21 protein-coding genes are annotated in these 22,509 nt (G+C 34.9%); 8 read left to right on the forward strand and 13 right to left on the reverse strand.

Annotated elements, in window-relative coordinates; all coding sequences use genetic code 11:
* The first annotated feature begins 118 nt into the window (after positions 1-118).
* A complete protein-coding gene (locus tag Q0800_RS07170) occupies positions 119-346 on the forward strand; it encodes a FeoA family protein (protein ID WP_299128596.1) in 228 nt (75 codons plus the stop codon).
* Positions 339-2,453, forward strand: a complete 2,115-nt coding sequence (feoB, locus tag Q0800_RS07175) for a ferrous iron transport protein B (protein ID WP_299128597.1) — start codon at positions 339-341, stop codon at positions 2,451-2,453. Before Q0800_RS07170 ends, feoB begins: the two co-directional genes overlap by 8 nt.
* 184 nt (positions 2,454-2,637) lie before the next feature.
* On the opposite strand, the gene Q0800_RS07185 is transcribed toward feoB, so the two are convergent.
* The 6 genes from Q0800_RS07185 to Q0800_RS07210 form a co-directional block, all read right to left on the reverse strand.
* The gene (locus Q0800_RS07185; protein WP_299128599.1) at positions 2,638-3,075 is read right to left on the reverse strand and encodes a hypothetical protein; all 438 of its coding nucleotides are present in this window, start codon (positions 3,073-3,075) and stop codon (positions 2,638-2,640) included.
* Between the two features lie 60 nt (positions 3,076-3,135).
* The gene (locus Q0800_RS07190) at positions 3,136-3,957 is read right to left on the reverse strand and encodes a ZIP family metal transporter (protein WP_299128600.1); all 822 of its coding nucleotides are present in this window, start codon (positions 3,955-3,957) and stop codon (positions 3,136-3,138) included.
* A gap of 52 nt (positions 3,958-4,009) precedes the next feature.
* Entirely contained in the window at positions 4,010-4,678 is a 669-nt protein-coding gene (locus tag Q0800_RS07195; RefSeq protein WP_299128601.1) for a metal-dependent transcriptional regulator, read from the reverse strand.
* Between the two features lie 7 nt (positions 4,679-4,685).
* Positions 4,686-5,117 carry a thioredoxin fold domain-containing protein gene (locus tag Q0800_RS07200; protein WP_299128602.1) on the reverse strand — a complete coding sequence of 144 codons (432 nt, stop codon included), beginning with the start codon at positions 5,115-5,117 and terminating at the stop codon, positions 4,686-4,688.
* Between the two features lie 302 nt (positions 5,118-5,419).
* Positions 5,420-7,669, reverse strand: a complete 2,250-nt coding sequence (locus Q0800_RS07205; RefSeq protein WP_299128603.1) for a TonB-dependent receptor — start codon at positions 7,667-7,669, stop codon at positions 5,420-5,422.
* Between the two features lie 324 nt (positions 7,670-7,993).
* The gene (locus Q0800_RS07210; RefSeq protein ID WP_299128604.1) at positions 7,994-8,788 is read right to left on the reverse strand and encodes a TerB family tellurite resistance protein; all 795 of its coding nucleotides are present in this window, start codon (positions 8,786-8,788) and stop codon (positions 7,994-7,996) included.
* 179 nt (positions 8,789-8,967) lie between these two features.
* Between Q0800_RS07210 and Q0800_RS07215 the strand changes: the two genes are divergently transcribed.
* From Q0800_RS07215 to Q0800_RS07230, 4 genes are all read left to right on the forward strand, one after another.
* Entirely contained in the window at positions 8,968-9,378 is a 411-nt protein-coding gene (locus Q0800_RS07215) for a BrxA/BrxB family bacilliredoxin (RefSeq protein ID WP_299128605.1), read from the forward strand.
* 143 nt (positions 9,379-9,521) lie between these two features.
* On the forward strand, positions 9,522-10,256 hold the full coding sequence (locus tag Q0800_RS07220) for a lysophospholipid acyltransferase family protein (protein ID WP_299128606.1): 735 nt from the start codon (positions 9,522-9,524) through the stop codon (positions 10,254-10,256).
* 18 nt (positions 10,257-10,274) lie between these two features.
* Positions 10,275-11,255 (forward strand): acyl-ACP desaturase, encoded by a 981-nt coding sequence (locus Q0800_RS07225; protein ID WP_299128607.1) that lies wholly within the window; start codon positions 10,275-10,277, stop codon positions 11,253-11,255.
* A 5-nt stretch (positions 11,256-11,260) separates the two neighbouring features.
* A complete protein-coding gene (locus Q0800_RS07230; RefSeq protein ID WP_299128608.1) occupies positions 11,261-11,920 on the forward strand; it encodes an HD domain-containing protein in 660 nt (219 codons plus the stop codon).
* A 55-nt stretch (positions 11,921-11,975) separates the two neighbouring features.
* Here Q0800_RS07230 and Q0800_RS07235 read toward each other — a convergent pair whose 3' ends face one another.
* The 3 genes from Q0800_RS07235 to Q0800_RS07245 form a co-directional block, all read right to left on the reverse strand.
* On the reverse strand, positions 11,976-12,755 hold the full coding sequence (locus Q0800_RS07235; RefSeq protein WP_299128609.1) for a hypothetical protein: 780 nt from the start codon (positions 12,753-12,755) through the stop codon (positions 11,976-11,978).
* A gap of 62 nt (positions 12,756-12,817) precedes the next feature.
* Entirely contained in the window at positions 12,818-12,991 is a 174-nt protein-coding gene (locus Q0800_RS07240) for a hypothetical protein (RefSeq protein ID WP_299128610.1), read from the reverse strand.
* A 10-nt stretch (positions 12,992-13,001) separates the two neighbouring features.
* Entirely contained in the window at positions 13,002-13,874 is an 873-nt protein-coding gene (locus Q0800_RS07245) for an AraC family transcriptional regulator (protein ID WP_299128611.1), read from the reverse strand.
* A 240-nt stretch (positions 13,875-14,114) separates the two neighbouring features.
* Here Q0800_RS07245 and Q0800_RS07250 point away from each other — a divergent pair, with 240 nt between their 5' ends.
* Positions 14,115-14,675 carry a DUF3244 domain-containing protein gene (locus tag Q0800_RS07250; RefSeq protein WP_299128612.1) on the forward strand — a complete coding sequence of 187 codons (561 nt, stop codon included), beginning with the start codon at positions 14,115-14,117 and terminating at the stop codon, positions 14,673-14,675.
* A gap of 217 nt (positions 14,676-14,892) precedes the next feature.
* Positions 14,893-16,311, forward strand: a complete 1,419-nt coding sequence (locus Q0800_RS07255; RefSeq protein WP_299128613.1) for a Gfo/Idh/MocA family oxidoreductase — start codon at positions 14,893-14,895, stop codon at positions 16,309-16,311.
* Between the two features lies 1 nt (position 16,312).
* Here the strand turns inward: Q0800_RS07255 and Q0800_RS07260 are convergent, their stop codons facing one another.
* From Q0800_RS07260 to Q0800_RS07275, 4 genes are all read right to left on the reverse strand, one after another.
* Positions 16,313-17,095: an enoyl-CoA hydratase-related protein gene (locus tag Q0800_RS07260; RefSeq protein WP_299128614.1), complete on the reverse strand. Its 783-nt coding sequence runs from the start codon at positions 17,093-17,095 to the stop codon at positions 16,313-16,315.
* A gap of 73 nt (positions 17,096-17,168) precedes the next feature.
* A complete protein-coding gene (locus Q0800_RS07265) occupies positions 17,169-18,623 on the reverse strand; it encodes an ATP-binding protein (RefSeq protein ID WP_299128615.1) in 1,455 nt (484 codons plus the stop codon).
* 70 nt (positions 18,624-18,693) lie between these two features.
* Positions 18,694-19,242 carry a CopD family protein gene (locus tag Q0800_RS07270; RefSeq protein ID WP_299128616.1) on the reverse strand — a complete coding sequence of 183 codons (549 nt, stop codon included), beginning with the start codon at positions 19,240-19,242 and terminating at the stop codon, positions 18,694-18,696.
* Between the two features lie 90 nt (positions 19,243-19,332).
* Positions 19,333-22,473, reverse strand: a complete 3,141-nt coding sequence (locus tag Q0800_RS07275) for a glycosyl hydrolase (protein ID WP_299128617.1) — start codon at positions 22,471-22,473, stop codon at positions 19,333-19,335.
* Between the last annotated feature and the right edge of the window lie 36 nt (positions 22,474-22,509).

Raw genomic sequence — 22,509 nt, forward strand, 5'->3', positions numbered from 1 at the left:
GCTTCTTTAAAATTATTCTAAATAAACGAAACTGTATTTTAAAAAGTGAAACGCATTTAAAATACTAAGTTGAGTTTATCCCGAACATGTTTCGGGATCTCGCAAAGTTTAAACAGATTTGACATTAGCAGACTTAAAACGTGGACAGCAGGCAGTAATTACAGATGTATCTGCTACAGAAATTCCATTAAAACTCTTAGAAATGGGATGTTTACCAGGCAATACTGCAGAACTTGTACAAGTTGCTTCTTTTACGGACCCAATGTACCTTAATATCAATGGCTCGCATTTAGCCATAAGAAAGGAAACTGCAAATCATATTTTAATAGAACCTATAGATGAGTAAGCAGATCAATGTTGCGTTAATCGGAAATCCCAATACCGGAAAAACGTCTGTTTTTAACGCCCTAACGGGTTTAAATCAAAAAGTAGGTAATTACCCAGGCATTACTGTAGACAAAAAAGAAGGCATTTGTAAGATGCCACATGGAGTTAACGCGCATATTATTGATTTACCAGGAACTTATAGCCTTAATGCCTCTTCCCTAGATGAAAATGTAGTTATTGAATTATTGCTTAACAAGAATGATAAAGATTTCCCAGACGTAGCGGTTGTTGTTACTGATGTTGAAAATTTAAAACGTAATCTTTTACTCTACACACAAATAAAGGATTTAGAAATACCAACACTACTTGTTATTAATATGTCTGATCGAATGGCATACAAAGGCATTTCATTAAATATTCCTTATTTAGAAACCCAACTTGAAACCAAAATTGCCTTAATAAGTACAAGAAAAAACAAAGGTATTTCTGAACTTAAAGAACTCATAGCAAACTACGAATCACTATCTACAAAAGCTTGTGTAAATGCATTGACTATAGATACTGATTACTTTACTAAGCTTCAAAACGCATTTCCAGAGCAGTTACTGTATAAGTTATGGTTAGTTATTACCCAAGATGTAAATTTTGGTAAGACCGAAAGAAACACCATTGATGCCGTTTCAAACTTTAAAACGAAATCTAATGCTGATCTTAAACGATTACAGCAAAAAGAAACTATAAAGCGGTATCAATTTATAAATAATGTACTCAAAAAAGGCCAAACTATAGATCTGGCTAATGCTAAAGATTTAAGAATAAAATTAGATCGCATTCTAACGCATAGAGTTTGGGGCTATGTCATTTTCTTTGTCATACTGCTATTAATGTTTCAAGCCGTTTACGATTGGGCAACCTATCCTGCAGATTTAATAGACGTTGGGTTTTCAAATTTGGCAGAATGGGTAAAAACCACCCTTCCTGCAGGTGCATTTACCAATCTATTAGCAGAAGGTGTAATAGCTGGTATTGGTGGTATTATGGTGTTTATTCCGCCTATTGCGTTTTTATTTCTATTTATAGCTATACTAGAAGAAACCGGTTACATGAGTCGTGTGGTGTTTTTAATGGATCGGATAATGCGACGTTTTGGACTGAGCGGTAAAAGCGTTGTGCCACTAATTTCTGGCAATGCTTGTGCAATACCCGCAGTTATGGCTGCTCGTAATATTGAAAGTTGGAAAGAACGACTTATAACTATCCTTGTTACCCCTTTTACAACCTGTTCTGCACGATTACCTGTATATGTAATTATCATTGCACTTGTAATTCCTGAAGGGACATTTTTAGGATTAAGCTACCAAGCCCTTACCTTAATGGCACTTTATGCTCTAGGCTTTCTTACTGCGGTTTTTGCAGCCTATATCTTAAATAAAATTTTAAAGATTAAAAGCAAATCTTACTTTGTTGTTGAAATGCCTGGTTATAAAATGCCATTACTTAAAAATGTAGCTTTAACCGTTTTAGAAAAAACAAAAACCTTTGTATTTGAGGCAGGTAAAATCATATTAGCGATTTCAATTATTTTATGGTTTTTAGCATCTTACGGCCTTGGCGAAGAATTTAATAATGCTGAAGCCATCGTTACAGAAGCACATCCTAATTTATCTGAAGATGACCTTAATGATCTGATTGCGGAACACAAATTAGAACACTCTTACATAGGTATTATTGGCAAAACTATTGAGCCTGTTATTAAACCATTGGGATACGATTGGAAAATAGGAATAGGACTCGTAACCTCCTTTGCCGCAAGAGAAGTATTTGTGGGTACACTAGCCACCATTTATAGTATTGGAAGCGCTAACGATATTGAGGATGAAGATGAAGCCATGTCCACCATAAAAAACAGAATGGCAGTAGAAACGCACAGCGATGGTACTAAAGTTTTTACATTAGCCTCTGGTATTTCGCTATTGCTTTTTTATGCGTTTGCCATGCAATGTATGAGTACCTTAGCGATTGTAAAACGTGAAACAAATTCATGGAAATGGCCAACCTTGCAATTGGTGTTTATGAGTGGATTTGCTTATATAGTTGCTTTAATAGCATTTCAAGTATTAAAATAATGAATACGATTATTCAAAACATACTCGTCTTTTCTACTTTGGCATTGGCCGTTATCTTCCTAGTAAGAAAGTTTATTTGGAAATCGAAAAAGGCGTCTTCAAATCCCGATAGCAATCGAGGCTGTGGTGCAGATGATAACTGTGGATGTCACTAACAAATTCTTTTGCAAAAAAGAATTTAAATTTAATTGGAATGTTTAGGTTGAAATATAATTTCCAATCGATAATCCTTCTTTTTAATGGTATCAATAACATCAGGATAAGGAGTTAGGCTGTAAGCATATATTCTAAAGTCGTTTGTTTTAAATTCTAAATTATTGGATTCCATAACGTAGCCACTAGCATCTATCCTGATTTTCTTATCCTCAAGTAACATTCCATCTTTATAAATTGAAACCAACACATCGGCTTCACCTGCCCTAACGCACATCACCTTTTTTGGACAACGTGAGTCAGTAATCACTTTTTTAAATTTTACTTCGTAATCCCCAAAACCAACTTTTTCGTCAAGACTTATGGTGTTACTTATGCTTAATGAATCTTTTACTATTTGATTTTGAGATCTTACGGTTTGAAAAAATCCTGTAAAAATAAAAGCTATTACGAATAGTATTTGTTTCATAATAATGATGATTATGCTTTAAAGACGACAAAAATGCATCGTGTGACACTATCCCTTTTCTTATCCCAATGCCACATCTAAGGTCATCATTACAATAAAACCGCCAATAAAACCAAGTGTTGCGATGTCTGTATATTTATCGCGTTGGGTTTCAGGGATTACTTCTTCAACCACAACAAAAATCATGGCGCCTGCCGCAAATGCTAAAGCATATGGTAAAATCGGCGTAAAAAATGTGACGGCAACTGCGCCAATAACAGCAGCTATGGGTTCTACAATAGCAGACAATTGCCCATACCAAAAGCTTCTAAATTTACTGGCACCTTGTCTTCGCATCGGCATAGAAACGGCCAAACCTTCTGGGAAATTCTGTATGGCAATACCCATGGCCAAAGCTACTGCACCACCAATTGTAGCCTCAGGAATTCCTGCTGCTACTCCACCAAATAATACACCTACTGCTAATCCTTCTGGGATGTTATGTAAGGTAATGGCCAACACTAACAATGTCGTTCGGTGCCAAGGTGTTTTTATGCCTTCTTTCTCACTCTCTTTAAAATTAATATGCAGATGCGGCAATATTTTGTCCAAACCGAATAAAAACAAGGCACCCAAACCAAAACCAACTGCGGCCGGAATGACCTTTACAAAACCTTCTCCTGGGCTCATTTCTATACCTGGTGCTAGTAAACTCCAAAAACTAGCGGCCACCATTACACCTCCCGTAAATCCTAACATACCGTCTAAAACCGCACGATTCATTCCTGTAAAGAAAAAGACTAGCGACGCACCCGCAGCCGTTAAAATCCAAGTAAATAAAGACGCGTATAGTGCCCCTAGAATGGGATCGATTGATTCAAAATAGTGTATAATGCTTTCCATTTGTTATTGTTTGATTTATTAGTCGTTTTTATTGACAATCATTAGTATTTATTTAGTTGCCACGATGGGCTTTTACATAAATATTGTTGGTAATATCTTTAGACATCACTATATGGATATCATTTATTTTAATAGTCATAGACTGATCAAAATCTTCTTTTTCTTCCAATTGTAGCGCTGAACCAATCTCAATATTATGCTTATCTAAATACTTTAAAAAGTCAGAAGAAGAATCCATAACACCAACGCATGTATATGATTTTCCTACCTCAGCCTGGGATAAAAGTATTTTATTAGTTCGGTGAATTTGACCATCCTTATCTGGAATAGGATCTCCATGAGGATCATGGCTTGGAAAGTCCAACAAAGCATCTAATTCGTTAATGAGTTTCTGAGATTTAATATGCTCTAATTGCTCGGCCACGTCATGAACTTCGTCCCAAGAAAAATTTAACTTATCTACTAAAAACACTTCCCAAAGGCGATGCTTCCTAATGATATCTACTGCTGCCAACCTTCCTTTCTCTGTTAGATTAACACCTTTGTATTTAATGTAAGTGATAAGATGTTTATCTGCCAATTTCTTTAGCATATCGGTTACAGAAGAAGCCTTTGCATCTATTTTTTCTGCAATAGCATTGGTACTGACTTCCGCATTAGAGAATTGACTAATGTGATATATTGCTTTTAAGTAATTTTCTTCTGTTAATGTCGTTTGCATTATTAATTTACTTTAAAACCGCTTTCATTTCATTTGGTGAAATATAACGATAATAGCGTTTTATAATATTAAACTCTTCATCTAAAATAACCGTAGCTGGCAATTCCAATTCTTGATTTTCTCTACCAGCAAGTAGCTCTGGAATTTGATGAAAAGCCATTCGCTTTTTACCAGAATTGAGATTCATAAATTCTTTTCCACCAAAACGAATTGTATCGGTAGATTCCACATTAAACTTAACCGTGTAGTAATCTGCATTGAGTCGCTCAATAATTTCTGGTTTGGTATATACCGCTTTTTCCATTTTTTTGCAATACAAGCACCAATCTGCATAAAAGTGAATCACTACTTTCTTGGGTTGTTCAGTTAAAGCGGTTTCAAGTTCTTCAAATGATAGCCAATTGACATTTGCACGTTGACAAAAAATCAATGCTGGCATTAATAAGAAAATTAAAATAAGCCAATTTTTGCTATAACTTTGAAGGCACTTAAAACAATAGTCCCAGTAAGGATTATTATAACTACGAATATGTTTGCTGTTTATCATTTGCACTTTATAAAAGGTTCTAGATGAAAACACCCCAAAAGTCCCCTCAAGGGGACAATTGATAGGAATACAATTTGTATACCATGCGTCATCTTCGATTTCATTTAATATAAGACTGCTTCGTGCCTAGCAGTGACCTTAACGGTATTCTGTTTCAATTTCGTCTTCATCTTCGTTTTTATCTTCATCTTCCTTTAGTTCATTTTTCCAATTTTTATACCTACAAAAAAGGTTCTTGGAAGTGCTGGTCCATAAACATAATCGGAATCTCGTGTTGGGCCAATATCAAAATCGTCCTGAAAACTGTTGAACATATTTTTGATTCCTACATTTAAAGTTAGCTTAAATTCCTCAGACACATCGAAGTGTGTTTCCGCATTAAGATTTAAATCAAAAAAAGAATTACTTTCAACCAAATCTAAAAATCCTGAATCGCTAATGACGCGTGGCACAATCATAGCGCCTGTAAAAGTTCCTGTTGCTGACAAACTAAAGGTGTCCTTTGGTGTCCAATTAGAATTTAAGTAGCCATAAACATTCGGATTTCTAGTAAACTCAGTGATCAGAATATCTCCTTCGTTGGGATTACTGCCATCCGCTTCGAACAAGAGTTGCGGTTCATTAAACTCTGATTGTTGTAAGGTGCCACCGAACTGAAATAACCATTTTTTGGATGGTGACACACCGAATTCAAAATTTGCTCCATACACTTTAGCACCTTCGCCATTTCTTACCTCTTCTACTATTGAACCGTTTGGTAACTGCGCACCTGTACTCACTAAAGTAAAGGGATCTTCTAAACTGGTATAAAATCCTTCTAACAGAAAATTAGTTTGTGTGGTGTTGAACTCTTTGGTCCAATTTAAAGATCCTGTAAAGGCGTTAGAAAACTCAGCTTCTAGATTGTTTGAAAGAATTACAAATTGTGGTTCTCCACCTACTGATGAAATATGCAAATCTTCGTTAAAGGCCTGTGGTGCTCTAAAGCCTCTTGCGTAGCCACCTCTAAATTTTAAATCTGTTGTTAACTGATATGCTAATGTTAATCTTGGATTTATTGTGGTTTGGGAAATATCTACTTTTCGGGAAATATCACCAACAGTGTAGATACCATCAACATTAATATGATCTATTCTCGACCCTATTAAAGCTGAAAACTTTGTATTGGGTTTCCATTCGTATTGTGCATATAGACCTAATGCATTCACCCTTTGATCAATATTACGATTATAACCAACAATTTCATCTTCGGTGTTACCGATGTTATATTCAATACCAGAAGTTAACACATCACGCTTAAAATTATTAGTCATTTGAAAACCACTAGCAACAGCCAAGTCTTTAGTAATCCCATACGCATTTAAAGCTGTTAGACTGTCTTGAGCAGTTCTACCACCACCTAAACCACCATAGTAGCTATCTCTATCCGTAAATTGAACTGAACTATATACCGAATAGTAATTGGTATTGGCCGCATTATTAAAATCGTAGCTCACACCACCCATTATAGTATTATGCGTTAGCTCCTCAGTAATATCTGTAAGATGTGGTGGTAAATCTAAACGGTCACCACCACGACGATATTCATTAAGTACAGTCGCATCTAAAGTAATTCGGCTTCTATCGGTAGGTTTATGATAGAGTTTAGTACCGAAGGTAGTATTTTTGAGTTCTACCATTTCTGTGAAGCCGTCGCCATTAGCATCCCATTCTTCACGATTTCTATGAATACCATAAAACGTAGCACCACTGCTTAAATCATCGGAAACCAATGAGGAATTAAAATTGAGAATACGATCTGGTGTATCGCCATCGACTAATCCAAAATAACTACCAACTTGCCAAGTATTTAAAACAGGGTCTTTTGTAATGATATTCACGGTACCTGCAATAGCATTTGAGCCATAAAGCGCAGAACCACCACTTCTTACAATCTCTACCTTATCGATAATTTGGGTTGGTATTTGCTCTAAACCATAAACACTATTTAAAGCACTAAAAACAGCGCGGCTATTCACCAAAATCTGAGAGTAACTCCCATCCAAACCGTTGAGTCGCACTTGGGTAAATCCACAATTTTGGCAGTTATTTTCAACGCGTACACCTGGTGAATAATTTAAACTTTCTGAAACCGCTATGGCTTGCGTAGCTTTAATGAGTTTTTCTCCAAGGGTGTTTACAATTATTGGTGCTTCTTTTTTATTCACACGATTACGCGTAGCACTTACCACGACTTCATCTAATTGATACTCACCTAATGGCATGGATAAGACGAATGCACCTACTTTATCAGAGTAGGTTGTATAGGTTTGTGATGAGTTTTTAAACTTTAATAAGGCATAGGTAATTGGTTCTTCTGCTAAACGGACGACACCTTTAATTTGCTGATCTTGGGCAAATATTATATTTGAGCCGAATAATAAAAGCAGTAGGCTAATTCGCATTTTAAACAATTTTTATGCAAATATAAATATATTTTTAGATTAGTCTAAAAATATATTTATAATTCAAATTAAAAGATATAAAACTCATCTAATTATATTTTGAAAATCGTTCTAATTTTGACTTAAAACTATTAGCTACAAACCCAATATCCTGATTTTACTTCATTAGGAGCACAGCGTGGCAATCTGACTATTGTATTTTTAAATTTAAAATATTCTTCGCACGTACCTCACTCTGAATGACAAATACTCAGTGCTATCTTGAAAGGTAAACTAATAAACATATTTCTGTTTCGTCTTTAATTTCATTTTCAACTTCAAGTTCTACTTAAACCCACGTTCTTTCTGTATATGCTCATAAGCCTCTTGTACTTGCCTAAACTTCTCTTCAGCACCTTCTTGGTGTTCCTTACCTAAATGCCCAACACGGTCTGGATGGTATTTTTTGGCCATTTTTCTATAGGCTTTTTTAACCGCATCATCAGAGGCATTTTTATCAACTTCTAATATTTTATAAGCATTATTAGTCATATCATAAAACATGGCTTTTATACTTTCAAAATCCTTTCTGCTAATACCTAAATAGCCAGACATGGTATAAATTTGTTTAATCTCAATCTCCGCTACATGGCCGTCAGCTTTGGCAATACCAAACAAAAAGTGAAGTAATTGCAAACGCGATGCATGATCCATCATTTGTTTAATCTGCATACAAACTTGGCGCATAGATATGTTTTGTTTGGTAATGCGCTTAAATAATTCAAAGGCGTGGTTGGCGCGTTCAGCCCCATACATATTTCTAAATTGTTGACGTACAAAGTCTAATTCGCGCTGGTCTTGTTTACCGTCTGCCTTTATAATAATTGAGGCCAAAATCAATAGGCTCACCTCAAAATCTCCAGATTGTGTTTTAGGTCTTTGGTCTCTTCGGGTTTGTTTTGGGCGTTGACGATACGGATCTCGTCTTTGAGATTGTCTTGTTTGGCGCTCACCTAACAATGGTGTGCCATTACCCGTTAAATTATCGACAAAACTGCCTAATGCCACACCTATAATAGCTCCTATTGGCCCACCAAAGGACCAACCAATAGCTCCTCCTACCCACTTTGCAAAACTCATGTATTCTTATATTTTATAGTAAAACTCAAATATACTATTTGTTAGTTGATTATTTTTTGTTTTTGTTACGATTGAGAATTCAAATAATTACACACAAACAGGTTCCTATTTTACTAAGCACTAGCTACTAATTTTCATTATCTTTGCAATTCAAAAATGATTAATTAAAAAGAAAATATATGTACCCAGCAGAATTAGTAAAACCAATGCGCGAAGATTTAACCAATGTTGGTTTTGAAGAATTGCACACAGCAGAGGCTGTAGATGCTGCAATAGAAAAAGAAGGCACTACATTAGTAGTTGTAAATTCGGTTTGCGGTTGTGCCGCTGCTAATGCAAGACCAGGAGCTCGTATGAGTTTACAAAACGCAAAACATCCTAATAATTTAGTAACGGTTTTTGCAGGTGTCGATAAAGAAGCAACAGATAAGGCAAGAGAATATATGATTCCATTTCCTCCAAGCTCTCCGTGTATGGCTTTATTTAAGGATGGTGAATTAGTACACATGTTAGAACGCCATCATATAGAAGGTCGTCCTGCGGAACTCATTGCAGAAAATCTTATGGATGCTTATAATGAGCATTGTTAAGAAGGCCTGAAGCACGAGGCTTAAAGTTGTAAGACTAAGGCTTCAAACTCTTTTACTGTCATCTCGAGCGTAGTCGAGAAACTTTTTGGTTTCAAAAGACATTTCGACTGCGCTCAATGTGACAGTTTTTTTATTTTTACAAAATGAAACTACTCGCATACCCTTTAACCATTTTATACTTTATCTGTTTTGGGCTGACTTTGGTCATTTTCCATCCCATACAATGGTTTTGTAAGAATGTATTTGGCTACAAAGCGCATAAAATTAGCGTGGACTGTCTGCAATTTTTTTTAATGCGTTGTCTTAATGTTTTAGGCACTAGCTTTTCATTTACCAACCCATATACTATAGAAAAAGGAAAGCCACTAATCATTGTGTCTAATCATCAAAGTATGTACGATATATCGCCTATTATGTGGTACATGCGCAAACATCATGTTAAGTTTGTAGCAAAGAAAGAGTTAGGAAAAGGATTGCCGAGTATTTCTTATAATTTACGACATGGAGGTTCCGTTTTAATAGACCGAAAAAATCCACGTCAGGCTATTCCTGCTATGGTAAAATTTGGCGAATATATTGAGTCTACAAATCGTGCCGCTGTAATTTTCCCAGAAGGTACAAGGAGTAAGGATGGTACACCAAAACCGTTTAAGACTAAAGGTTTAGAAATTTTAATGAAAAAAACTCCGTCGGCTTTAATTGTTCCTATAACCGTAAATAACTCTTGGAAAATGCTGCGTTACGGTAAGTTTCCTATGGGCATAGGTAATCATATAAACTTTACTGCACATAAGCCTTTAGAATTAGCTAACTTTACAGATAGGAACGAACTCATTAAAACGGTTGAAAAAACTGTAGTAGAAGCGATTGTGCTTTAACCATAAAAAAACATTACTATGTCTCTAAAAAATGTGAGATTAGAAGTCATGAAACATCTAGAAAAAGATGTAGAAGGTCTTATTCAAAAATATTTAATTCCGGTTGAAGATATCTGGCAGCCCACCGATTTTTTACCAGATTCTACAAAAGATTCATTTTATGAAGAGGTAAGAGAAATAAGAGAACTCTCTAAAGAATTACCTTATGATTTTTGGGTGGTTTTAGTTGGCGATATGATTACTGAAGAGGCATTACCAACCTATGAGTCTTGGCTTATGGATGTTGAAGGTGTGGATCAAGTCTCCCGAAACGGTTGGTCTAAATGGGTGAGCCAATGGACAGGTGAAGAAAATAGACATGGAGACGTACTTAATAAATACCTATACCTCTCTGGCCGTGTAAATATGAGAGAAGTCGAAAAAACCACACAACACTTAATTAATGATGGTTTTGATATTGGAACGGATAGAGACCCTTATAAAAACTTTGTGTATACGAGTTTTCAAGAATTAGCTACATACATTTCTCATAATCGTGTAGCAAAGATTGCTAAGAAAAAAGGAAATAAACAACTCGCTAAAATGTGCCGTATTATATCTGGTGACGAGATGCGTCACCACCATGCGTATTCTGATTTTGTGGAACGAATTTTTGCCGTAGACCCTAGTCAAATGATGATGGCTTTTAATGATATGATGAAACGAAAAATTACCATGCCAGCACATTTTTTAAGAGAATCTGGAGACAAAATTGGAACTGCTTTTGAAGAGTTTTCTAATACTGCACAACGTATAGGTGTATATACCTCTAATGATTATGTAGACATATTACAGAAATTAATTGACAGATGGGATATTGGCAATATTACAGATTTAAATGAAGAAGCCGAAAAAGCGAGAGACTATTTAATGAAGTTGCCTAAAAGAATGTATCGTTTATCTGAACGGATTAAAATCCCTGAAAATTCTTTTCAGTTTAAATGGGTTGATCCTGCTTAAAATTTATGGAGGTGAGTGATGATATTATTGAAACTACAAAAGCATTTGTAAAATCTAAACTTAAAAATGCAGAAGGTGGCCACGATTGGTTTCATATTGAGCGTGTACATAAGAACACTTTAGCCATTGCTAAGCATGAAAATGTAAATCTTGTCATTGTGTCATTAGCGGCATTATTGCATGATATTGCGGATCCTAAATTTAATAATGGAGATGAGACTATAGCACCAAGATTGGCTAGTGAATTTCTTTTAAAACAAAATGTGGATAGTAACATCATAGAGCATGTAACTCAAATTATTGAGAACATGTCTTTTAAAAATTCGTTTGATTTAAATCCATCTTTTAATTCCAAAGAAATGGAAGTTGTACAAGATGCAGATCGCTTAGATGCTATTGGAGCTATAGGTATTGCACGTTGTTTTAATTATGGTGGTTTTAAGAATAGACCAATTTATAACCCAGATATTGAACCTAATCTTAATATGACCAAAGCCGAATATAAAGCTTCCAACGCCCCAACCATTAATCATTTCTACGAAAAGTTATTACGCTTAAAAGACCAAATGAATACTAAAACAGGGAAGCAAATCGCTGAAAAAAGACATAAATACATGGTGGGATTCTTAGACCAATTTTATGCTGAATGGGAGGGCAAAAAATAAAAAAGTGATACAGAAGTAAAACCGTATCACTTTAAATTATTTTAATATCTACGTCTTACTCTCTGTAGGTATAACTAAGAGAATAAATACTAGTTTCAGTATATGTTTCACCATTATAATCATCTTCTTCATAATATGTAGCTGTTACAGTACCAGAAGTAGGGTAATTATCACTGTTATATACATAATCTGCCTCAATTTCATATACTACAGTTCCGTCTTCATCCCTGTAAGTAATTCCACTTATGTTATTAACCGGAAAAAGAGCTCTTGCCTGAATAATTTCAGGACTAGAAGGATTCATAGAAAAATTTAAATCTACATTATCCATAACATCAACAAGTCCGGCTGCGTCTAGCGTATAAAAGTATGGATTTGGTTGAGAATCGTAAGTAATCTCTGCAGTGTATTCTACTTCAACTTCAGTATTAGACATAAAATCATACTCATATTCATAAAATGTAATGTTAACAGGGTTGTTATTTACATACTCATTTACAACACCTGTCTCAAAAGCGTCATAAGGCGATTGGTATAACTCTTCTATATTAAAATTATCGCCTTGCCCACTTATATTAGTAAGTTGGTTGTTACTGTAAATAAATAAACTAGATTCTTCGCCGTCTGTAATACTAGATACTCTACCATTACCATCGTAATTTACAGTAATTGTAGCATTCTCTGATGCATCTTGTGCAGAGACTGTTTCAATGGTTTCAATATATCTTGCAACACCATCTGGGTTTGAATCTTCAAACTCATCTGAAGCAGAGTCACTACAACTTGCAAGGGTTAGTAAACTCATTGTAAATAATAGGAAAAATTTTAATTTCATAAGGATTTTGTTTTATGTTGATTTAATTGCGTGCAAATATATATTTTAAGAAATAAAAGAACTTAACTTTCCTTTGCAATCTCTAATGCCGTTAATTTATATTCTATAATTGCCATGTCTTCACCAAGTTTAATGAGTTCATCTGCTGTTATATTAGACTTAGAATTCACCGTTTTTAGGAGCTTACTTCCTTGTTTAGAGTAATATGCAATAGCTGTATCTATCTTAGTATTCATAGGTTTTAGTTTATTCTACCATAAGTTTTAACTCACTTCTATATTTAGAGGCACTTTTTCCTGTGATTTCCTTAAATAGCTTATTAAAGTGCGAAAAATTGTTAAAACCACATTCAAAACAAATATCAGTAATACTCATCTGACTCTCAGACAATAATTTTGTAGCATGTACCACTCTATATTCATTAACTAACTTGGTAAATGTTTTACCAGTAACTTTTTTAAAATAACGACAAAATGCTGGTACTGTCATACTCACTACATCGGCAATTTCATCCAAGCTTATGTGCTTTTTAAAATTTTGGTTAATGTGCTTAAAAATTAAATCGATCTTAGCGCTATCTTGCGGTTCTGTTTCAAAAGCAAAACCATCTGCATTTAATAGTGTGTAATCATCTGTCTTGGCTAGTGCATGGAATACCTCTAAGAGCAAAAGGATTTTTTTAAACCCTTGTTTTTCTGGTATTCTTTCAATTTTATCTCCTAATTTTTGTTTTGTTGTTACACCAAACAGTATCCCTTTAGTAGCACGACCAAACATTTGCTTTATCGCTTCCATTTCTGGTGCATCAAAAAAATAATCCCCCAAAAAATCTGGCTTAAATTGAATAACTGTCTCGGAGCCATTAGTTGTAAAACGGTCTGTAAAACCATTATGTGGTAAATTAGATCCTATAAGTAATAGCTGACTATTATTAAAATAGGACAGATGATTACCTATATGGCGTTTTCCTTTACCCTTGTTTACATAGACCAACTCCATTTCGGGATGAAAATGCCAGTACGGCATACCAGTGCCTGTATATACATCATTTTTCTTAGCAAGGAAAGAACTTCCAAATTCTGGGCTTATTTTTTCTAATGTGGGTTGTTTTTTATTCATCCTATTACAAAATTAAAACAGTATGTGTTTTATAAACTATATAAAATTATCATAATTATATTCTATTTTAATCCTATAGGGTTTTAAAGTGGTTAATGTGGTTAATTTTGAATATAAATGTATTAAATATGATGTTTTCTAACGCTTAGTTGCATAGTAAGTTTGTAGTGTTAAAATGTTTAACCAGTTTGTTTTAAATGTACACCATGAATTAAAGCAAACACTTTAAAACCGAGAATTATGAAAAATGTATTAAAAAAACTTGCAATTGTCGCTTTACTATTAGGAACATCTGCTACCTATGCTAATGACTCTAAAGAGATTGTTTCTATAATTAAAAATGTTGAAAAGGGAGATCAAATCACTGTAAAAGATGATTCTGGCGAAATTATATATAACAATGTCATTGCTAATGATGGTAACCTTACCCAACTATTTGATTTCTCTAAATTAAGAAAAGGAGATTACACAGTAGAAATCAATAAAGACTATATTATTGAAATTAATACTATTAAAGTAACTGACGAGTCTGTTTATATTGTAAAAAGCTCTGAAGAAAAAGTCTTTAAACCTGTTTTTAGACCTTTAGATAATAAACTTATTATTTCTAAAATTGCTTTAGACGCTCGTGAGCTTGATGTAGAACTATATTATAAAGATGAACTCATTTTTTCTGAAAATGTTGAGGAAAATGAAGATGTTTTTAATAGAATTTACAAATTAGACAAAACCAATAAAGGTTTTTACAAAGCTATTGTAAAAACTAACGAAAGGGTTTTTGTTGAATACTTTAGGATATAAATCGTTGTTTATATATTAGTTATTTTTTAGATGAAAAAGGTGGTTACATTATGTTAACCACTTTTTTTATGTCATAAATTTAATTTTTCACTGTAATACCAACTGCAACTATAAATTGCTTGAATTATAAAAGTAATACAATACACATAGTGTAAAATATGCTGACAATAATTTTTTGTAAATTGATAACGTTTTAATCAATTGTCAATTAATTTTTATGGACCGTAGAAAATTCATCAAAAAAACAGCCAGTGTTGCAACAGCATTTTCAATAGTACCAAGTTTTGTATTGGGTAAAACGCATATCCCACCAAGCGACACGCTCTATATTGGCGCAATAGGTGTAGGTGGCCGAGGCGGCGGAGTGGTAAGAGAATTATCTGCTACCAATAAAGTTAAGTTTGTTGCTCTATGCGATGTCGATGATAAAATGGCTGAAGGCAGTTACAAAGCACACCCAAAAGCTAAACGTTACAAGGACTTTAGAAAACTTTACGACGCACACATCAATGATATTGATGCAATAATGGTTGGTACACCAGACCACACACATGCAGTAATTGCGCTCCCTTTTATGAGAGCAAAAAAGCATGCCTATGTAGAAAAACCATTAACACACAATATACATGAGGCGCGTTTAATGGCCAATGTTGCAAAAGAAAATGGAATTATAACGCAAATGGGGAACCAAGGAAGCTCCAGTAATGGCATTAGAGAAGCCCAAGAATGGATAGATTCTGGCGTAATTGGTACCATTGAAAAAGTTGATTGTTGGACCAATAGACCAGTTTGGCCGCAAGGGCTTAGAAATATTAATGAAGGTGAACCTGTACCAAATAGTTTAGATTGGGATTTGTGGTTGGGACCTGCTCAAAATCGTCCGTATCATTCTGCTTACTTACCCTTTAAATGGAGAGGCTGGTGGGATTTTGGAACTGGTGGCTTAGGTGATATGGGTTGTCATATTATGGAAACTCCTTTTAGAACACTAGGCTTGGGGTATCCTTACGAAGCAGAAGCCAGTTGTACTACAGTTTGGGCGGGTGATTTTGTAGAAGCCAATTATAATAAAGCTTGCCCACCTTCTTCTATCGTTAGACTAAAATTTAATACAAAAAAGCACGGAAAAGTAGATCTTAATTGGTACGATGGAGGTATAATGCCAGATTTACCAGATGAACTTAAAGATGGTGAATTTATTGGAGATTGGAATGGTGGTAGTGTCTTTTATGGTACTAAAGGCATGTTAGTCACAGACTGCTACTCTCGCAATCCAAGATTATTACCATCTTCTACAATGAATTATTTCAAAAAACCTGAGCCAACGCTTCCGAGAATTAAAGATCAGAATCATGTGTTAAATTTTGTAGAAGGCTGTATAGAAGGTAAACCAACATCCTCCCCTTTTTCGTATGCTGGCCCATTAACAGAATCTGTTCTAATGGGAAATTTGGCTATTAAAGCATTTCAATACAAGGTGCTTAAAGATGGTAAAAAAGCTACCGATTGGGCTCCGTTTGATTATCCTGGTCGTCGTAAATTACTTTGGGATGGGGACGCTATGCGTGTCACTAATTATAAAAAAGCCAACGATTGGGTAACTAGAGACTACAGAAAAGGTTGGGAAGTTATCTAAACTACCGCCCAGGGAAATCTGCTTTGCGCTTTTCTAAGAATGCTGTTGTACCTTCAATAAAATCCTCGGTACCAAAGCATTTTCCAAATTGTTTTATTTCTGTTTTGTAACCATCTTTACCTTCTTTATAATTAGCATTAATGGCTTTAATGGCTTTACCTATAGCTACCGAAGAGTTTTTCATAATTTTTTCTGCTATTGTTTCACAACGTGGTAATAATTCTTCTTGGCTTACAATATGATTTACTAATCCATAACTTAAGGCTTGGTTAGCGTCAATCATACCAGCAGTCATTATCATTTCCATAGCTCTACCTTTGCCAACAAGTTGTGGTAAACGCTGAGTACCTCCATAGCCTGGAATGACACCTAAAGATGTTTCTGGCAAACCCATTCTAGCATTTGTACTTGCTACTCTAAAGTGACAAGCCATGGCTAATTCTAAGCCTCCACCTAAGGCAAAACCGTTAATTGCAGCAATGACTGGTGTAGTTAAATTTTCAATAAAATCAAATAATAACTTTTGTCCTTTTGCTGCCAGTTTAGCGCCTTCTTTGACATCAAAATGAGCAAACTCACTAATATCTGCACCTGCTACAAAGGCTTTTTCGCCACTTCCCGTAATAATAATAACTTTTGAGTTAGAATCTGCATCTGCTTCATTAAAAGCATCATGTAATTCTTGAATGGTTTCCCTGTTTAAAGCATTTAACTTTTTTGGTCTATTTATGGTTATGGTTGTGATGCCGTTTTGGTTTTTAGAAAGGACGTTCTTGTAAGACATAGGTTTTATTTCATTTGATGAGATTCTGAAACAACACTCCGAGAAACTCAGTGTGACAGTTCAGAATAACGGGTTATTTTTTTGGAAAAGCGACTGTAAATATGGTGCCTTTTCCAAATTCTGATGTAAAGGTAATACTTCCGTTAAATGTTTCTACAATATTTTTTACCATGGCTAATCCTAATCCCATACCACTTGTTTTTGTGGTAAATTTAGGTTCGAAAATTTTTGATTTTGTATCCTCAGTTATACCGCTACCATTATCCTCTACTGTAATTTTTACTAAATTATTTTCAGTAAATACTTTTACGATAATTTTAGGATTAGCTTTATCATTTGGCATAGCCTGAATCCCATTTTTAACTAAGTTAGTGACCACTCTAATTAACTGCGTACGATCAAACTTAGCAATAATAGCTTCTTCTTTAGCTTCAAAAGATATGTAGTGTTCGTTAAATATATCCAAGGCCAATCTCACAATATAAACAACATCTAATTCTTCACTTTTTTGAGCAGGCATTTTAGCAAAATTAGAGAATGCCGAGGCAATAGAACTCATGGTGTCTATCTGCTGAATTAAGGTATTACTATACTCTTCAACCTTTTGATGAATAGTTTCATCTTCGGGATTAAATTTTCTTTGAAAACTCTGCACGCTCAAACGCATTGGTGTTAAAGGGTTTTTAATCTCATGCGCCACTTGCTTCGCCATTTCTCTCCATGCCTGTTCGCGCTCACTAGTAGCTAGTTTTACAGCACTAGCTTCGAGCTCATCAATCATACTGTTATAAGAATTTACAAGCGTCTCAATTTCTTCACTCGAGGATTCAATTTGTATTTTCTTATTGCGCTTTTCAAGCCGTGTTTCATTCATTTTATCACTAATTGTTTTTAGTGATTTTGTGATGTATTTTGAAATAAAGTAGGCAAAAACTATTGCTGCCAAAATCATAGCTAAATAAGCAAATCCTAACCTTAGCAAAAACTCATTAAGTTCTTTGTTTAAGAAATCATCATTCTCTAAATATGGTAAATTGAGTATGGCTAAGTTTTTAAATTTACCATCTGTGATGTAAGAATAGGAAGATTGAAATATTTGTCCGTTTTCTTCCTTTTTAAGAACGTATCTATGGTCTATTGTAGTAGATAAGGTGTTTAAAACTTCTGCTCCTAAACAAAGCTCGGTTGTGTCTCTTTGTATTGTGCGTTTAGAGCTTTTAAGCAATTGCCCTTCTAAATCATACAGATTAATCTGTAGGCTATGTACGGCGTCAATATCAAATATTTTATCCTTAAAAATTAATGGAACATTCTCTGTAGTTACGGGATAGGTCGTTTTTTGAATTACAAAATCTATACTCTTTCGTATGGCTTTTTCTTTACGTTCTAAGCGCTCTCTATGATAATCTCTGGCTTCTTCATTATACTGATAAATGGTAACCGCAGCAATTAATACAGACGCCAGCAATACTAAAAGTATCATAGCTACAAATATTCTTGCGCGTAAAGACAGTCGTTTAATTTTCATAGAATGTCCTTCATAAAAAGGATTCTTGTTATCATAAAATTAGTCTTAAATATAGCAATAATCAAGCCAACTAAGCATTTGGGTTTCTTAACCTTATATTTTTATATAATCTAAAGCCTAGCATTATAAGAATACCTAAAACAACAATACCAATAACTCCAAAAATCCAGTTTATTGCGCTTTTTAGAATCACTAAGAATACTACTGCAAATAATATAAAAGTTGCTCCCTCATTCCATATACGCATAAAATTTGAAGACACCTTTACAATATCGCTTTGTAATTGCTTGTAATACACGTGCGTTCTATAATGATAAATGTACAAAACAACCACAAAAGTTAATTTTACATGCATCCAGCTTTGTTGTAACCAGGTCGGTAGTAATATCAATAGCCAAACCGCAAAAATGGTTGCTAATATTGCCGAAGGCCAAGTAATAATAAACCATAAGCGCTTTGCCATAAGTTTTAATTGCTTGCCTAAAATCTCCTTATCTGGTGATGGCTTGTGGAAGGCTTCTATTTGATATACAAATAATCTTGGAATATAAAATAAGCCAGCGAACCATGTGATAACGAAGATTAAGTGTAGTGATTTTATGTAGTCGTAGTATTGCATATTTCTCTTTGCCTGTCACCCTGAACTTGATTCAGGGTCTGTTTTTTTTATGTGAGATGCTGAAATAAATTCAGCATGACAAAATTGGTTCTAATCCTCAACAAATAAATAATTCAATTGCTTTGAATTGAAAGCTGAATTAAACGCTTTTACCTCATCATTTAAAATGGTATTAAAAGCCGCTAATTGCTTTTGAATTTTAGCGGTTAATTCGTTTTTAACTGCAATATCTTGCGCTGTAGGTGCAAAATCTCCCATACGGACTAAAGAATTAAGATGCCCTAACTTATTAGTTAATCTAATTGGAAAGTTTAAAGGATCTTGTCCACTTCTATTTTTTGTTTGATACAATTCCTTTTCAATATTAGATAATTGTTCTTCTAAATTTTTAGCCTTTTCTACCAATGTTTTCACGTTATCATCATCTTTATATTGCTTCTGAAACGCTCCAAGTTGGGTATTGATGTTTCTGATTTTTTTAATGGACTTATGTGCCTCATCCATTGTTTTATTCACATCTTTAATGAACTCAAATTGTTGCTGCATATCTACCAATGTGCTCTCAGCTCTAGGGTCTGCTAGAATGGTAAATATTTGAGACATCTCGAAGAAGCCTGTGCTGAGCGCAGTCGAAGTACTCGATGTGACAGTATCATCGGTTTTGGGTTGAACTCGTAACTTTACTTTATAGTCTCCCGGAATAGCTCTTGGGCCATCTAAACTTGCCCACCATAAAATCATACCTTTTAAACGCTCTGCTCCATCGTAAGTCATATCCCAAACAAATTGATTTGCTCCTTTTTTTACCTTCAACATATTCTTCTTATCCTTATTTGAGAAGGTCTTAATGGTATCGCCTTGTGTATTAAAATAGGTTAAAGATACTTTATCGTCCTCCCTAAGGTCTTTTAAATTAAAATACGTAATAACACCATTTGGATGATTGGTTCCTAAAGTTTTGCTTTCTTTTCTACTACCACCTCGTAGTCTATAGGTATCCTTTGGTTTAAAGAGTAAATTTTTACCTAAATCTGAGTCATATAGCTGATGAATTACCGTTAAATCATCAATCATCCAAAGGCTTCTTCCTTGCGTTGCTGCTATTAAGTTGTTGTCCTTAATCGTTAAATCTGTAATAGGCACAATTGGCAAATTTAGCTGAAATGGTTTCCAGTCTTTACCATCATTAAACGAAATATACATACCAGTTTCTGTCCCAGCATACAATAAACCTTTTCGTTTTGGGTCTTCTCTTAGCACTCTTGTAAAATGCTCTGCATTGATACCATTGGTGATTTTCTTCCAGGTTTTTCCGTAATCGGTGGTTTTGTATAAATAGGGTGTAAAATCACCAGTTTTATATTTGGTACCTGCCACATAACAAGTGCCTTCACCAAATGCGCTAGGTTCAATACTATTTATCATCATCCATTCTGGCATACCTTTGGGTGTAACGTTATCCCAAGTTTTGCCACCATTTTGCGTCACATGTATTAAACCATCATCGCTACCCACCCATAAAAGACCTTCTTTTAAAGGTGATTCTTGGGCTGCAAAAATGGTACAATAGTATTCTACCGAGGTGTTGTCTTGCGTAATTGGTCCTCCCGAAGATTTTAGTTTTTCCGGATCGCTACGTGTTAAATCTGGACTTATAATATCCCACGACTGGCCTTCGTTTTCAGTTACGTGCACATGCTGCGAAAAGGTATATAATCGATCTGGATTATGTTTTGAGAATATGATTGGGAAATTCCACTGAAAACGATATTTCATACCTTCTGCACCATGACCCATTGGGTTATCTGGCCAAACATTGATGGCTCTTACAGTTCCTGTCTTATGATTCACACGAGTGAGATAACCGTCATAACTACCACCATAAACAATATCATTATCTTCAGGATCTACAGCAATATGAGCAGATTCGCCACCAGCCGTAGATTCCCAATCATCTTCAGAGATTGAAAATCCATCCGTACGATGCGGAATTCTGATTGTAGAATTATCTTGTTGTGCTACATAAATACGATATGGAAAAGCGTTATCTGTTGTTACTCTATAAAATTGAGAGGTGGGCTGATTGTGATAGGTGCTCCATGTTTCACCTCCATCGTAGGTCACTTGGGCTCCACCATCATCACCAATAATCATTCGGTGTGGATTTTCGGGCGCAATCCATAAATCGTGATGATCTCCGTGTGGTGCTTTATAAGTGCTAAAGGTTTTACCTCCATCTGTACTTTTGTGATAGCGTACATTTAAAACATAAACCTTATCCACATCTTCCGTATCTGCATAGACACGTGTGTAATACCAGGCACGCTGGCGTAATTTACGTTCACTATTGACTTGAGACCAGGTTTCGCCTCCGTCTTCACTTCTGTATAATCCACCTTTGTCCTTATTCTCAACCATAGCCCAAACACGTTGGTTATTTACTGGTGATACTGTAACGCCTATAATACCTAAAATCCCATCAGGAAATCCTTTTTTAGTTGAAATCTCTGTCCAAGTTTCACCACTATCTGTACTCTTCCATAAAGCAGATCCTTCTCCGCCAGAACTTAAACTATAAGGAGTACGCTCCACGCGCCAAGTAGAAGCATATAAAATTCTAGGGTTAGTAGGATCCATTTTCAAGTCTACAACTCCTGCGTGTTGGTTTGAGAATAAAGTTTTTCTCCATGTTTTTCCGCCATTTGTACTTTTATAAACTCCACGTTCTTGAGTAGGTTTGTAAATATTACCCATGACACCAGCATAAACAATATTATGATTGGTTGGGTGGATCGCAATACGTGGTACATGTCGAGAATTCTTCAAACCAGATTCGGTCCAAGTTTTACCAGCATCAACACTTTTCCAAATACCATAACCAGAAGATACATTTCCTCTTACAGTTTTTTCACCACCACCAACATACATTACATTTGGATCGCTTTTAGAAACTGCAATTGATCCTATACTACCACCAAAATAGCCATCAGAAATATTTTCCCACTCACGTCCTCCGTTAGTTGTTTTCCAAATACCTCCACCTGTAGATCCAAAATAATACAAGTTTGGTTGATTTGGCACACCTGTAACAGCAGCACTTCTCCCACCTCTAAATGGTCCTAAAAGACGATATTGTAAAGCCTCATAATCTGATTCTTGAAAGTTTTGAGCGTCTGTATTAAGTGTAAATAATGCAAATAATAAAACTGAGGAAATGGCTAGGAATTTCATAATTATAAAATAGTTAATTATTGAATCTTAAAATTA

It is taken from the genome of uncultured Winogradskyella sp. (assembly GCF_937958655.1).
GTDB lineage: Bacteria > Bacteroidota > Bacteroidia > Flavobacteriales > Flavobacteriaceae > Winogradskyella.

Excerpts from the sequence above, each read along its gene's own strand:
- feoB (WP_299128597.1), top strand. The coding sequence starts at position 339 with ATGAGTAAGCAGATCAATGTTGCGTTAATCGGAAATCCCAATACCGGA.
- Q0800_RS07270 (WP_299128616.1), bottom strand. The coding sequence starts at position 19,242 with ATGCAATACTACGACTACATAAAATCACTACACTTAATCTTCGTTATC.
- Q0800_RS07215 (WP_299128605.1), top strand. The coding sequence starts at position 8,968 with ATGTACCCAGCAGAATTAGTAAAACCAATGCGCGAAGATTTAACCAAT.
- Q0800_RS07265 (WP_299128615.1), bottom strand. The coding sequence starts at position 18,623 with ATGAAAATTAAACGACTGTCTTTACGCGCAAGAATATTTGTAGCTATG.
- Q0800_RS07240 (WP_299128610.1), bottom strand. The coding sequence starts at position 12,991 with ATGAATACTAAGATAGATACAGCTATTGCATATTACTCTAAACAAGGA.
- Q0800_RS07205 (WP_299128603.1), bottom strand. The coding sequence starts at position 7,669 with ATGCGAATTAGCCTACTGCTTTTATTATTCGGCTCAAATATAATATTT.
- Q0800_RS07185 (WP_299128599.1), bottom strand. The coding sequence starts at position 3,075 with ATGAAACAAATACTATTCGTAATAGCTTTTATTTTTACAGGATTTTTT.
- Q0800_RS07255 (WP_299128613.1), top strand. The coding sequence starts at position 14,893 with ATGGACCGTAGAAAATTCATCAAAAAAACAGCCAGTGTTGCAACAGCA.
- Q0800_RS07225 (WP_299128607.1), top strand. The coding sequence starts at position 10,275 with ATGTCTCTAAAAAATGTGAGATTAGAAGTCATGAAACATCTAGAAAAA.
- Q0800_RS07190 (WP_299128600.1), bottom strand. The coding sequence starts at position 3,957 with ATGGAAAGCATTATACACTATTTTGAATCAATCGATCCCATTCTAGGG.
- Q0800_RS07250 (WP_299128612.1), top strand. The coding sequence starts at position 14,115 with ATGAAAAATGTATTAAAAAAACTTGCAATTGTCGCTTTACTATTAGGA.
- Q0800_RS07195 (WP_299128601.1), bottom strand. The coding sequence starts at position 4,678 with ATGCAAACGACATTAACAGAAGAAAATTACTTAAAAGCAATATATCAC.
- Q0800_RS07245 (WP_299128611.1), bottom strand. The coding sequence starts at position 13,874 with ATGAATAAAAAACAACCCACATTAGAAAAAATAAGCCCAGAATTTGGA.
- Q0800_RS07200 (WP_299128602.1), bottom strand. The coding sequence starts at position 5,117 with ATGCCAGCATTGATTTTTTGTCAACGTGCAAATGTCAATTGGCTATCA.
- Q0800_RS07260 (WP_299128614.1), bottom strand. The coding sequence starts at position 17,095 with ATGTCTTACAAGAACGTCCTTTCTAAAAACCAAAACGGCATCACAACC.
- Q0800_RS07230 (WP_299128608.1), top strand. The coding sequence starts at position 11,261 with ATGGAGGTGAGTGATGATATTATTGAAACTACAAAAGCATTTGTAAAA.
- Q0800_RS07210 (WP_299128604.1), bottom strand. The coding sequence starts at position 8,788 with ATGAGTTTTGCAAAGTGGGTAGGAGGAGCTATTGGTTGGTCCTTTGGT.
- Q0800_RS07235 (WP_299128609.1), bottom strand. The coding sequence starts at position 12,755 with ATGAAATTAAAATTTTTCCTATTATTTACAATGAGTTTACTAACCCTT.
- Q0800_RS07275 (WP_299128617.1), bottom strand. The coding sequence starts at position 22,473 with ATGAAATTCCTAGCCATTTCCTCAGTTTTATTATTTGCATTATTTACA.
- Q0800_RS07220 (WP_299128606.1), top strand. The coding sequence starts at position 9,522 with ATGAAACTACTCGCATACCCTTTAACCATTTTATACTTTATCTGTTTT.